The sequence below is a fragment of the Actinomadura rayongensis genome, assembly GCF_009831215.1.
GTDB lineage: Bacteria > Actinomycetota > Actinomycetes > Streptosporangiales > Streptosporangiaceae > Spirillospora > Spirillospora rayongensis.
In genome coordinates this window covers 1-12,726 of sequence record NZ_WUTW01000003.1, presented here as the reverse complement: position 1 = coordinate 12,726, position 12,726 = coordinate 1, and the positions used below count along the sequence as shown (strand labels likewise).

The window sequence follows — 12,726 nt, the reverse complement described above, 5'->3', positions numbered from 1 at the left end:
GGGGCGTATGCGGGACGGAACCACCCCGGAGCGACCGGCGGCGTTCACGTCATGACACGACGTTGCCTCATGGACGGATGAGCAAGGAATGCAGTCGAGTGCGAATACGCCACTCCATCTCCGTACTCGACGACGGACTCCGCCCCCCACGACGCGCCTCAGGTGAGCATCCCGCACCTCTCGGGACGCACGAGCACCGCCCCGCACGGACGTTGAGCGTCCAGGTCCGTCACGGACCGTAAGAGGCCGGAAACCGCAGCCCATGTGGACTTTCCGGACGTCGGAAACGCCCGTCGCCGCTAGGCTTCCGCGCAGTGCCACGCCGACAGGGGAGACGCCGGTGTTAGACCCGTGGAACCATCAGGGGAAGTTCGCGGAGGACTATGTCCGGGCGCTCGCCTCCGCCGCCGGTCTCCTCGTCTACAAGGACGACCTCGACTACGACGGCATCGACCTCGGGTTCCGTTATCCGGGGCGCGCGGGGCACATGTCGTCCCCCTCCGTCGAGGTCCAGATCAAGTCGTGCTCGAATCCGCGGTTCTCCGGCGGTGAACTGCTCTACGACGGGCTGACCGAGGTCCAGTACAACAAACTCGTCGACGGTCCCTTCACCGTTCCCCGCTACCTGTTCGTGGTGGTCGTGCCGCAGGACCGCGATTCCTTTGCGACGGTCGAGACGCGCGGGACGCTCCTGAGCCAGCTCGCCTACTTCCACGGCTTCGAGGGCGAAGCGGCGATCCCCGAGCCGAAGGCGCGGAGCCGGCACCGCGTGCGCGTTCCGCTCGCCAACGTGCTCACGGCCCGGACGCTGCTCGACCTCGTCCGCTCGCCGGCCGGGTCGCCCGTTCCGGCGGCATGAGGACGCCTCTGTCGGTCGCCGACATCAGCAGTTATCTCGCCGCGTCCGGCTGGACGCGCCAGCCCGACCGGTGGCGCGGCGCGGCCGTCTGGGTCCACGAGCGCGACCACGAGGTGCTGGTCCCGGCCCACGACGGGATGGGCGACGGCGCGCGCCGGGTCCGCGACATCCTGACCGCGCTGGCCGCCGTCGAGGACCGGTCGCGCGACGCCGTCGCTGCCGACATCCGCACGCCGGCGGCCGACGTCCAGTGGTATCGAACGGACGCCGGAAACGCGGACTTCGCCGGGCTCTCCGCCGCCGTCGCGACGCTGGGCGGCGCGCGCGACGTCCTGACGGCGGCGGCCCGCGCCGTCGTGACCGGCCCGCAGGCGGTGTTCGAGGGCGCCCCGCCCAAGCAGGTGCGCGACCTGCTCGCCGGGGTGCGGATCTCACCGTTCGACCCGGCCGACGACCGCGTGACCCTCCGCGTTCCGCTCGGGGAGGGCGCTGATCCGCTGGCGCGGCGCGTCCTGCTGCTCCTCCGCGACGCGATGCGGCAGTTGCGCGAGGCTGCCCGCGCGGCGGACGAAACGGGCGATCTTGATGTTTTCGCGACCACCGTCCCGTCCGGCGTGTCGGCCAACCTGTGCGGCGCCCTGGCCAGTCTCGCCGGCCCGGACGGTGCCGCGCCCTTCGAGGTCGGGTTCCGGTGGGCGCGCACACGGCCGACCGAGGCCCCGGCGTCTGTCGCCTTCGCCCCCGGGACGGGCGCGCTGCTGCGGCGGGTCGGGCACCGTCTGCGCCGGCTGCACCACACGGGTTCGGCGTCGGTCACCGGCCGCGTCGGCGCCCTCCACGACGGGGGCGCGGGCAGCCGGGACCGTTTTCGTGTCCTCGTCCTCGGCCGGGCGGTGTTGGCGGACGGCACCACGACCCGCTCCGGCGTCTGGGTCCGCCTGCCGGACGCGGCCACCTACGACCGCGCGATCATCGCCCATCGGGAGGGGCGCCTCGTGACGGCCCGCGGCGAGTTGAACACCGTCAACGGCCCCCTCGAAGTCGGCACCGGGCCGGACGGGTTCCGCGAACTCACCGATCGACATCCCCGCGAGGAGAATCCCCATGACACATGACGAGTTCGGGACACGGGAACGCGCGCTGCTCATCGCGTTGATGGCGCTCGGCGGATCGGCGTCCAACCCCGAACTGAGGGAGGCGTTCGGGGACGCGCTCGACGGCGCGCCCCGGCGGCGGATGAACGATCTCGGCCTGGTCGAGAGCGTGAAAGAACGCTCTTTCCGGCACGAGCTCACCGACAAGGGCTGGGCCTGGTGCGCCGAGGAACTCTCCGCCGTCGCGCCGCCGCGAGCCGGGTCGCTCGGACGGGCGTTGTTCTGCGTTCTCGGGGCGCTGCGCAATTCGCTCGACGACATGCAGTTGAGCCTGGGCGAGTTCATCGTCCGGAACAACGCGGCCCCCGCCGGCGACGACCTGGAGACGCGCATCCGCGAGGCGTATTGGAGCCTGGCGAAGGAACCGCAGGACTGGGTGCTGCTGACCGCCGTCCGCCCGCTGCTCGGCGCAGCGGCGCGCGCCGACGTCGATGCCGTCCTCAGCCGGATGGGACGGCTTCCGGACGTGAACTTCGCGCCCGAGGCCGACCAGAAGACGCTCACCGACGAGGACCGCGCGGCGGCCCTCCGGATCGGTGGGAAGGACAAGCACCTCCTGTCGATCGAGGCGCGGTGAACGAGGCGGAACGGGAGGCGCTGGCCCGGGTGGCGTCGGGCCTGGACTGGGCCGCGACGTCCGAGCACGCGTGGAAGAACCCGCCGTTCCACGTCGACGCGCTGCACCGCCAGGCGGAGTCCCTGGTCCTCGCCGGTATCGCCGAGGCCCGGGCGTCGCAGGACGCGAGCCCGCTCGGCGTCGTCCTCCAGGGCGAGGGCGGGGTCGGCAAGACCCATTTCCTGAGCTGGGTCCGCGGACGGGTCGGCGCCGTGGGCGGGTACTTCTTCCTGCTGGACTTCAGCGTCGAAGGCGACTTCTGGGCGCTGGCCGCGCGGGCGATGGTCGAGGACCTGGGCCGTCCCGGCGCGACGGACGACGCCCGGTCCACCCAGGTGGCGGTCCTCATGCGCCGCCTCGCCGCGCTCGCGGGCGCCGACGAGGCGACGTCGGCCGCCCTCGCCGGTGAGACGCCGTGCACCAAAGACGACCTCGACGCGCTGGTCGACGGCCTGCTCGTCCACGACCGGCGCCTCGTGGCCAGGTGCGCGGACACGCTGCGCGCCCTGGCGTTGTACGCGTCGCCCGCAATGCGCACGCTGGACGTCGGTCGCGATCATCTGACGTCCACCGAGGAGGCGGAGCCGGGCGACCGGCGGGCCTGGGGGATGAGCCGCCGCGTCAAAGGTCCGCAGGAGATCGTCATCGACCTGTCCGCGATCCTCGCGCTCACCGGACCGAGCGTGATCGCCGTCGACCAGGTCGACTCGCTCCTCCAGCACACGGCGAAGGCACAGCGCGTCGACCGGCCCGACGACGGCGCCCCGGACGACGTCACGACGCTCGAACGGGTCGCGGGCGGGCTGATGGCGCTGCGCCAGACGACCCGCCGGACGCTCTGCCTGATCGCCTGCCTCCCGTCCTCGTGGAAGCTCGTGCGCGGTCAGGCCGTGGAGACCGTGACGGACCGGTTCCGCGCGGCGCCGGTCCTCGCCACGCTGAGCGACGCGGACGTGGCGCGCGACCTCGTGGAACGCCGGATCGGCGCCGCGCTCGCGGGAAGCGGGTTCACGCCGCCCGTTCCGTCCTGGCCGGTCGCCCCCGCCGCCTTCGCGACGGCGCCGGGGCACACGCCGCGGGCCCTGCTGAAGAAGATCCACGCGCACGTTGAGACGTGCCGGCGCGACGGTGCCGTCCGGCTCCTCGAGAGCTTCGCCGACGAGCAGGCGGCTCCCCGCGAACCGACCGCCCCGCCACCCGTCCGCGTGCCGCTCGCGGATCTCCCGGCGCTCGACGCCCGGTTCGCCGAACTGCGCGCGGCGGCCGACATCGGCGCGGCGGTGAACCCCGAGACCGAGGACGCGACCGTCCCCGCCCTGCTCGCCGCCGCCCTCAAGGCGTGGACCATCGAGCAGGGTCCGGCCGGCGAGGCGTTCCGCGTCGACCCGCCGCCCGGCCGGCGTCCCGAACTGCACGCCCGTCTGCGCCAGGTGCTCGACGAGGCCACCGACGTCCAGCGGCACTGGGCGTTCCGCGCGATCGGAGCGCCGCACCACCTCGCGGCGCAGAAGCGGCTGGACGACGCGTTCACGGCCGCGGGCGTCACCCCCGACGGCACGGACCGGACTCTCGTCATCCTCCGCACCGTCCCCTGGTCCACCGGGCCCAAGACGCAGGCGAAGCTCCAGGCGCTGGCCGATGGCGGAGGGCTGTCCGTACCGCTCGTCGGCGACGACCTCCGCACCTTCGCGGCCCTCGCGACGATGCTGGCCGAAGACCGCGCCGACCTGCACGACTGGCTGCGGGCGCGCCGTCCGGCCGGCGGCACCGAGTTGCTGACCCGGGTTCTCGGTGAAGCGGCGGCACCACCGCCCGAGCCCGAACGCGCGGAGAACAGCGTGGGCCGCATCCGGATCGGGACGCGGGTGCGCCGGGGCGACCCGGTGGAACTGGAGCTGGCCACGCTCACCCGGCACACCGCCGTCTTCGCCGGATCCGGTTCGGGCAAGACCGTGCTCCTGCGGCGGCTGGTGGAGGAGTGCGCGCTGAGCGGCGTCTCCGCGATCGTCCTCGACCCCAACAACGACCTCGCCCGGCTCGGCGACCCGTGGCCGAGCCCGCCCGACGGCTGGACGGGCGACGACGCCGCCCGGGCGCGCGAATACCTCGCGACGACCGACGTCGTGGTGTGGACGCCGGGACGCGCCGGCGGACGGCCGCTGAGCTTCCAGCCGCTGCCCGACCTCGGGGCGGTCCGCGACAGCCCGGACGAGCTGCGCTCCGCACTGGACATCGCCGTCGAAGCGCTCTCCCCGCGCGCGAACGTCACCGGCAAGACCCGCAAGGCGCAGCTCGGCCAGGCCGTCCTGCGCGAGGCGCTCGCCCATTTCGCCCGCAGCGGCGGCGGGAGCTTCACCTCCTTCCTCGATCTGCTGGGGGAGCTTCCGGTCGAGGCGAGCCAGATCGACAAGGCCGCCCAGATCGCCGGAGAGCTGGAGCAGGCGCTGACGGCCGCGACCGTCAACGACCCGCTGTTCGCCGGCGGCGGGGTCCCCGTCGATCCGGGGACGCTCCTGACACCGGCACCGGGGAAACGGGCGCGCGTGTCGGTCATCAGCCTCGTGGGTCTCGGAGACGAGCGGCGGGAGAGTTTCGTCAGCCAGCTCCAGGTGGCGCTGTTCGCCTGGATCAAGCGGAATCCCGCCCGCGACCGCCCGCTCGGCGCCCTGTACGTGATGGACGAGGCGCAGATCCTGGCGGGCACCTCGCCCAGATCGGCGGCGCTGGAGAGCACGCTGATGCTCTCGTCGCAGGCCCGCAAGTACGGCCTCGGGCTGGTCTTCGCGACCCAGGCGCCGAAGGGCCTGCACAACAAGATCGCCGGGAGCGCGACGACGCAGTTCATCGGCAAGCTCAGCAGCCCCGTCCAGATCGCGGCGGCGAAGGAACTCGCGCGGGCCAAGGGCGGTAACGCCGACCAGGTGGGGATCCTCGGCCAGGGGCACTTCTACGTCGCGAGCGACGGACTCTCGTTCGTGCAGGCTCGTACGCCCCTGTGCCTGACGCACCATCCGTCCGACCCGCTCACCGAGGACGAGATCGTCGAGCGCGCCCGGCGGTGACGGATCAGGACGGGTCGGGGTAGCGGAGGACGGCGCCGACGCCGAGTTCGGCGTTCGGGCCGTCGGACGGCAGGACGACCAGTTCACCGTCCGTGGCGGCCACGCCGCGCACCAGGGCCGCGTCCGCGCGGTCCTCCACGGGGTCGGGGACGCCGCGGCGGAGCAGTTCGTCCCGCGTCGCCGCGATCTGGTCCGGTTCGGGGCCGACCCAGAGACGCGCGGGCGCGTCGGGGTCGTCCAGGAGCAGGCTCGCGACGCGTCCGTCGCGGACGGCCGCCACCGTCGCGGGCAGCCCCGCCACCGCGCGCTCGCCCCGCGCCAGCTCCCGCTCGAACCGCTCGGCGACCGAGAACACCCGCTCGGCGGCCTTCAGCTCCAGGACGCGCGCGACGTCGGAGTCCAGGCCGGGCCCGCTGCCCCGGTCCGACTCGACCGTCCGGGACAGGACGCCGTCCGACACCTCCTCCAGCACGGCCGTCCGGGCGCGCACGTCGCCCGCCACCACGACCGCCTCCGCCCGGTGCCGCCGCGCCGCGCGGTCCAGCGCGCGTCCGACGCGCCGGGCGTTGCCGCGCCACACCGTCTCCGCCGACCGCTGCGCGCGGGCCTCGTCGCGGTCCCGTCCGGACGCGCCGCGCGGCGGAGGCTCGCCCGGCACGTCGATCCGCCGCCGCAGCCCGGCCGCACTCACGCAGTCGATCTCTCCGCCGCGCCGGTCCACGACCGCGACCAGGTACGGGATGCGCTCGCCCCGCGCCGCCAGGAACGGCACGACGTGCGGGAGCGGCGCGGCCCGCGCGACCGGCGCCGGCGGCGCGACGTCCAGCGCCTCCACCCGCGCCGAGCCGTCCGCCGCCGCGAACACCGCGAGCCCCCCGGTCCGCCGGTCGCGCAGCGCGCCCGCCACCGCCCGGTCCGCCGCCGCGAGCGCCGCGGACGCCGCGTCCTGCGCGCAGAGGTCCGCCCGCAGCGCGCGCCAGCGCAGCTCGGCGGCCTTCGCGGCGTCCTCGGCGGGACGCAGCAGCTCGGCGTAGACGGACACGAACGGGCCCGGACGGCGGTACAGCGGCTTCAGGAAAGACAGATCCATGCGGCCCGGGCTACCCGTCCCGCGCGTGCCAAACGTCACTCCGGCGGAACGATGAGACAGAATTCGTTGCCCTGCGGGTCGGCCAGCACCGTCGTCAGCCAGCCCTCGTCGTCGAACGGCCCCCGCACGACGGACGCGCCGAGCCCGAGCGCTCGCGGCAACCAGACGTCCATGTCGGACACGCGTAGATCGAGATGCATCCGGTTCTTCACCGTCTTCGGCTCCGGGACGCGCTGCAACAGCATCCGCGTCTCGCCGTCGGCGTCCAGCACCGCTTCGTACCGTCCGCCGTCGCCCCGGACGGTCCAGCCGAGCAGATCCGCCCAGAACGGCGCGAGCGCGGCGGGGTCCGCGCAGTCCAGCACCCACACGAGGTCCACCATGCGCCTCCCGTGCTCATTTCGTCCCCCTCCAAACGCGGGGGACAATGGCCGGGTGCGCATCGGAATCCTCGGGACCCTCGACGTCCGGGACGAGACGGGCCGCGCGGTCCCCGTCCGCGGCGCACGCCTGCGCGCCCTGCTGATCCGGCTCGCCCTGGACCCCGGCCGACCTGTCTCGGCCGACCGCCTCCTGGACGACCTGTGGGACGGCGACCCGCCCGGCGGCAACGCGCTCCAGGCCGTCGTGTCCCGGCTGCGCGCCGCCGCCGGACGCGACCTGGTCGAACACGGCCCCGCCGGGTACCGGCTCGCGCTCGACCCGTCCGCCGTGGACGCCGTCGCGTTCGAGCACGCCGTCGCCGCCGCCCGCGCCGACCCCGACCCGCGCCGCCGCGCCGCGTCCCTCGGCGCCGCCCTGGACCTGTGGCGCGGCCCCGCCCTCGCCGACGTCGCCGGCGCCGCGTTCGCCGCCCCCGCGATCACCCGGCTGGAGGAGGCGCGGCTCACCGCCGTCGAGGACCGCGCCGACGCCGACCTCGCGCTCGGCGCGGGCGCCGGGCTCGCCGCCGAACTCGAACCGCTCGTCGCCGCGCACCCGCTGCGCGAGCGGCTGCGCGGCCTGCTGATGCGCGCGCTCGCCGCCGCCGGACGGCCCGCCGACGCGCTCGGCGTCTTCGCCGACGGCCGCGACGTCCTCGCCGACCGGCTCGGCGCGGACCCCTCGCCCGAGCTGACCGCCGTCCACCTCGCGCTGCTGCGCCGCGACCCCGCCCCCGCGCCCGCGCGGCGCACCAACCTGCCCGCCCGGTTCACGACCTTCGTCGGACGCGAGGCGGAGACCGAACGGGTCCGCAAGCTCGTCCGCGAGTCCCGGCTCGTCACGCTCACCGGCCCCGGCGGCGCGGGCAAGACGCGGCTGTCGGCCGAGGCCGCCGCCGGGCTCCTGGACGACAGCCCCGAAGGCGTCTGGTTCGTCCCGCTCGCCTCGGTCAGCGACGGCCGCGACATCCCCGCCGCCGTCCTCACCGCGCTCGGCGTCCACGAGAGCCTGCTGCTCAGCGAGAACCGCGCGCCGCTCCCGCCGCTGGACCGGCTCGCCGAGGTCCTGACCGGACGCGACGCCGTGCTCGTCCTCGACAACTGCGAACACCTCGTGGACGCCGTCGCGACCGTCGTGGACCGCGTCCTCGGCGCCGCCCCGGCCGTCCGCGTCCTCGCCACCAGCCGCGAACCGCTCGGCATCACCGGCGAGGCGCTGTGCCCGGTGCCGTCGCTGCCGCTGCCGCCCGAGGACGCCGGGCCCGCCGACGCGCTCGCCCACGCGTCCGTCCGGCTGTTCGCCGACCGCGCCGCCGCCGTCCGGCCCGGCTTCGAGGTCGACGCCGCGACCGCGCCCGACGTCGTCCGCATCTGCCGCGCCCTGGACGGCATCCCGCTCGCCATCGAACTCGCCGCCGCGCGGCTGCGGTCCCTCACGCCCGCGCAGGTCGCCGAGCGCCTGGACGACCGGTTCCGGCTGCTCACCGCGGGCAGCCGCACCGCGCTGCCCCGGCACCGCACGCTCCGCGCCGTCGTCGACTGGTCCTGGGACCTGCTGGACGACGCCGAACGCACCGTCCTGCGCCGCCTGTCGGTGTTCGCCGGCGGCGCCACGCCGGACGCCGCCTGCACGGTCTGCGGCGACGGCGACGCCACCGACCTCATCGACGTCGTCGCCGCCCTGGTCGAGAAGTCCCTGGTCATGGCCGAGGGCACCACCGAGGTCCGGTACCGGCTGCTGGAGACCGTCCGCGTCTACGCCGCCGAACGGCTCGCCGAGGCGGGGGAGGAGCGGGCCGTCCGCGACCGGCACGCCGCGTGGGTCGTCGGGTTCACCGCCGACGCCGAACCCGAGCTGCGCCGCGCCGAACAGCTCCAGTGGGCCGACCGGCTCGCCGCCGAGCGGGACAACTGCGCCGCCGCGCTGCGGCATCTCGTGGACGTCCGGGACGTCCCCGCGGCCGTCCGGCTCGTCGCGTCGCTCGTGTGGTTCTGGTTCATGCGCGACCTGGAGCGGGAGGCGGGCGGCTGGGCCCTGGAGGTCGAGGCGATCGCGGGCGACGCCGCGCCGCCCGGCCTCGCCGAGGAATTCGCGATCATGAAGTTCAGCGCACGGCTCGTCAGCGAGATGCTCGCCAGCGACGGACCCACCCCGGCCAGCCTGCGCGCCGCGCTGACGGACGCGCTGCGCGCCGTCCCGCCGGAGCCCGCCCACCCCGGCCTGGTCGTCGTCAGCGCGTTGTCCTGCCTGTTCACCGGCGACTACGACCTGTGCCGCGAACGGCTCGCCGCCATCACCGACCACCCCGATCCGTGGGTGCGCGGCGCCGTCCGGCTCGCCACCGCGTTCCTCGCCGTCAACGACGGGGACATCGAGACGGCCGCGGCCAGCACCGAGGCCGGGCACGCGATCTTCACCGCGCTCGGCGACCGCGTCGGCATGATCATCGGACGGACCGGGCTGATGCGGCTCGCCGTCGCCCGCGGCGACCTCGACACCGCCCTGCGGCACGGGGAACGCGCCCACGAGCACGCCGTCACCGGCGTCAGCCCCGAACAGGGCGCGTCCGTGCTGGTGGAGATGGGCAAGATCCGCGCGCTCGCCGGGGACCTCACCGGCGCCGACCGCGACCTGCGGCTCGGCATCGCCCAGTCCGAGCGGGTCGGGGAGTTCGCCGAGGCCGCGAACGGCTACGTGGGCCTCAGCGACATCGCCCGCCGCGCCGGGGACCTCGCCGCCGCCCGACCGCCCCTCGAACACGCCTTCGACCTGGTCGAGCAGCGCATGCGCCGGCCCGACTTCGGGTCGGCGGCGGTGACCGTCCTCAGCCGCCTCGGCACCCTCGCCGACCTGGAGGGCGACCCCGAGAACGCCGCCCGCTGGCACGCCCGCGCGTTCGCCCGCCTCGACGGCGACATGATGATCGGGAACCAGGGCGTCGCCGGGCTCCTGTGGGGGCTCGCGCTCCACCGCGTCCTCGGCGGCGACGCCGTCCGGGCCGCCGAGCTGATCGGCGCCGCGCAGACCCTCAACGGCTACCGGGACGGCTACAACGACGACCTCCTCCGCGCGGAGGACGCGGCCCGCTCCGCGCTCGGCGACGCCCCCTACGAGGCCGCCCGCGCGCGGGGCCGCGCCCTCCCGCCCGAGAGGATCCGCGCGATCCGTCCCTGACGCGTCACGCCCGGCGCGCGTACATGCGCATGGCCAGCGGGAACGTCACCAGCATGATCCCCGCCGCCCACGCCAGCGTGTACCAGACGTGGTTCCCGACGGGACCGCCCAGCATCAGCGCCCGCAACGACTCGGTGAGATGCGACACCGGGTTCGCCTTCGCCCACGTCTGCAGCCAGCCCGGCATCGTGGACGTGTTGGCGACCAGGATGCTGCTCCCGAACGTCAGCGGCATCACCCACAGGAACGCCAGCCCCTGGACGGTCTCCGGCGACGGCGCCACCAGCCCGATCAGCACGGAGATCCAGCTCACCGCCAGGTAGAACACGTACGCCAGACCGAACCCGGCCAGCACCGACAGCGGATCAGTGTGGAAGCGGAACCCGAGCAGCGAACCGAACGCCGTCAGGCAGGTCATCGACGTCGCGAACCGCACGGTGTCGCCGAGGATCGTCCCGACCAGCGGCGCCGACCGCGCGATCGGCAGGCTCCGGAACCGGTCGAACACGCCCTTGTGGATGTCCTCGTTCAGCGCGGTTCCAAGGCCCATCGTGGCGAACATCGCCATCTGCGCGACCAGGCCCGGCAGCAGAACTTGCAGGTAGGCGTGCGTGCTGCCCTGGACGGCGCCGCCGAACACGTAGAGGAACAGCACCAGGAAGATGATCGGCATCAGCGTGCTGTCGATCAGTTTCTCCGGCGAGTGCCGGAGCTGCGCGATGTTGCGCCAGGCCAGCGTCAGCCCGTGGCGAAGCGTGCGGCGGGGGCTGATGCGGCGGGGCGGGGCGAGGACGGCGGTCGTCATGCCGGGCTCCCTTCCATGATCTTCTCGTCGGCGGTCTCGGCCGTGTGGCCGGTCAGGTTGAGGAACACCTCGTCGAGGCTCGGCATCCGCAGCGCCAGTTCGGTGACGGTGATGACGGCCTCGTCCAGCGCGCGGACCAGCGCGGACAGCACGGCCGCGTCCGGGACGGGGACGGACACCAGGCCCGAGTCCGACACGTCCGGCCGCTCGCCGGTGAGCCGCGCCACGATCGCGGTGAGCTGCTCGGTCCGGTGCGCCTCCGCGGCCCGGACGACCAGCGTCCGCCGGCCCGCGCCGGCCTTCAGCTCGTCGGCCGTGCCCTCGGCGATGACGCGGCCCTGGTCGAACACGACGATCCGGTCGGCGAGGGCGTCCGCCTCCTCCAGGTACTGCGTCGTGAGCAGGACGGACGCGCCCTCCGACACGATCGTGCGGACGGTCTCCCACACCTCGTTGCGGGCGCGCGGGTCCAGGCCCGTGGTGGGCTCGTCCAGGAACACCACCTCGGGACGGTTCACCAGGCTCGCCGCCAGGTCCAGGCGCCGCCGCATGCCGCCCGAGTAGGTCTTCACGGCGCGTCCGGCGGCGTCGGTCAGCCGGAACCGCGCCAGCAGCTCCCGGGCCCGCGCCTTGGCCTCGGCGCGCGGGAAGTCCAGCAGCCGTCCGATCATGACGAGGTTCTCGGTGCCGGTCAGCTCCTCGTCCAGGGACGCGTACTGCCCGGTCAGGCCGATCTTCGCGCGGACCCGGACGGCGTCGCGCACCACGTCGAAACCGCAGATCTCGGCGCGTCCGGCGTCCGGCTTGATGAGCGTCGCGAGCGTGCGGACGGCCGTGGTCTTTCCCGCGCCGTTCGGTCCGAGCACGCCGAGGACGGTTCCGCGCCCGACCGAGAGATCCACTCCGGCGAGCGCATGGGTCGTCCCATACGTCTTGTGCAGGCCTTCGGCCCTGATGACTTCGTTCATGCCCATCACGGTCGCCGACGCCGCTGACAGACCGCTTCCATGCGCTGACATCGCACTGACGACGGCTCTCCGCCGCCTATCAGCGGGCCGCGTCACCGCAGGTCGGACCGCGTGTCCGCCGTGTCAGCGACCGTCCCCTCGCCGTCCCGATTTGACGGCCCGCAGGGGCGAATCTAATGTTCTCCATGCCCCGAGGGACGCGGGACGCCGCAAGGCGGACGGTCTCCGGGGAACCACTTGGGCGTAAAACGGTACGGACTGCGGTTCGCGCCGGGGTAGGCTGGAGTGGACAGCCCGGCACGGGATGCGGGACGCCTCTGAGGCGGACGGCCCGGTGGGACTCCTCTGAACGATCATGGTGGCGGTTCTGGCCGTCTGGTTCGTCGTGGGGTGGGCTGGCTCTCTTGTGGGGTTCGATCCGGTGGGTCGGATTTGACAGGGGGGAAGTTCCCGGTAAGTTAGAAGGGTTGCCCCGGAGCGAGCGCCACGGAAGTGAGCGGGAGCGCGGTGGGTGTCCGTTTCTTGAGAACTCAACAGCGTGTTAAAAGCCAGTGCCTTTATACGGCCCGACATTG

General features: G+C 74.1%; 9 protein-coding genes. 5 read left to right on the top strand and 4 right to left on the bottom strand.

What is annotated here, in order from left to right; translation table 11 throughout:
* Positions 1-340: 340 nt before the first annotated feature.
* From GQ466_RS17090 to GQ466_RS17075, 4 genes are read left to right on the top strand one after another with little or no spacing between them, the layout of a single operon-like run.
* Positions 341-859: a DUF4365 domain-containing protein gene (locus GQ466_RS17090; protein ID WP_161103969.1), complete on the top strand. Its 519-nt coding sequence runs from the start codon at positions 341-343 to the stop codon at positions 857-859.
* On the top strand, positions 856-1,974 hold the full coding sequence (locus GQ466_RS17085) for a hypothetical protein (RefSeq protein WP_161103968.1): 1,119 nt from the start codon (positions 856-858) through the stop codon (positions 1,972-1,974). The genes GQ466_RS17090 and GQ466_RS17085 overlap by 4 nt, the downstream gene beginning before the upstream one ends.
* Positions 1,964-2,590 (top strand): hypothetical protein, encoded by a 627-nt coding sequence (locus tag GQ466_RS17080; RefSeq protein WP_161103967.1) that lies wholly within the window; start codon positions 1,964-1,966, stop codon positions 2,588-2,590. The genes GQ466_RS17085 and GQ466_RS17080 overlap by 11 nt, the downstream gene beginning before the upstream one ends.
* Positions 2,587-5,691, top strand: a complete 3,105-nt coding sequence (locus tag GQ466_RS17075) for a helicase HerA domain-containing protein (protein ID WP_161103966.1) — start codon at positions 2,587-2,589, stop codon at positions 5,689-5,691. The genes GQ466_RS17080 and GQ466_RS17075 overlap by 4 nt, the downstream gene beginning before the upstream one ends.
* A 4-nt stretch (positions 5,692-5,695) precedes the next feature.
* Here GQ466_RS17075 and GQ466_RS17070 read toward each other — a convergent pair whose 3' ends face one another.
* Entirely contained in the window at positions 5,696-6,781 is a 1,086-nt protein-coding gene (locus tag GQ466_RS17070; RefSeq protein WP_161103965.1) for a baeRF2 domain-containing protein, read from the bottom strand.
* A 35-nt stretch (positions 6,782-6,816) separates the two neighbouring features.
* Complete coding sequence (locus GQ466_RS17065) at positions 6,817-7,164, bottom strand: VOC family protein (RefSeq protein WP_202420702.1); 348 nt, start codon at positions 7,162-7,164, stop codon at positions 6,817-6,819.
* A 52-nt stretch (positions 7,165-7,216) separates the two neighbouring features.
* On the opposite strand from GQ466_RS17065, the gene GQ466_RS17060 reads away from it, so the two are divergent.
* The gene (locus GQ466_RS17060; protein ID WP_161103964.1) at positions 7,217-10,378 is read left to right on the top strand and encodes a BTAD domain-containing putative transcriptional regulator; all 3,162 of its coding nucleotides are present in this window, start codon (positions 7,217-7,219) and stop codon (positions 10,376-10,378) included.
* Positions 10,379-10,382: 4 nt separating this feature from the next.
* Here the strand turns inward: GQ466_RS17060 and GQ466_RS17055 are convergent, their stop codons facing one another.
* Both GQ466_RS17055 and GQ466_RS17050 read right to left on the bottom strand, forming a co-directional pair.
* On the bottom strand, positions 10,383-11,183 hold the full coding sequence (locus tag GQ466_RS17055; RefSeq protein ID WP_161103963.1) for an ABC transporter permease: 801 nt from the start codon (positions 11,181-11,183) through the stop codon (positions 10,383-10,385).
* A complete protein-coding gene (locus GQ466_RS17050) occupies positions 11,180-12,151 on the bottom strand; it encodes an ATP-binding cassette domain-containing protein (protein WP_161103962.1) in 972 nt (323 codons plus the stop codon). Before GQ466_RS17050 ends, GQ466_RS17055 begins: the two co-directional genes overlap by 4 nt.
* Between the last annotated feature and the right edge of the window lie 575 nt (positions 12,152-12,726).

What these genes read in the sequence shown, in the direction of transcription:
- GQ466_RS17085 (WP_161103968.1), top strand. Translation starts at nt 856, where the DNA reads ATGAGGACGCCTCTGTCGGTCGCCGACATCAGCAGTTATCTCGCCGCG.
- GQ466_RS17080 (WP_161103967.1), top strand. Translation starts at nt 1,964, where the DNA reads ATGACACATGACGAGTTCGGGACACGGGAACGCGCGCTGCTCATCGCG.
- GQ466_RS17070 (WP_161103965.1), bottom strand. Translation starts at nt 6,781, where the DNA reads ATGGATCTGTCTTTCCTGAAGCCGCTGTACCGCCGTCCGGGCCCGTTC.
- GQ466_RS17065 (WP_202420702.1), bottom strand. Translation starts at nt 7,164, where the DNA reads ATGGTGGACCTCGTGTGGGTGCTGGACTGCGCGGACCCCGCCGCGCTC.
- GQ466_RS17055 (WP_161103963.1), bottom strand. Translation starts at nt 11,183, where the DNA reads ATGACGACCGCCGTCCTCGCCCCGCCCCGCCGCATCAGCCCCCGCCGC.
- GQ466_RS17050 (WP_161103962.1), bottom strand. Translation starts at nt 12,151, where the DNA reads ATGAACGAAGTCATCAGGGCCGAAGGCCTGCACAAGACGTATGGGACG.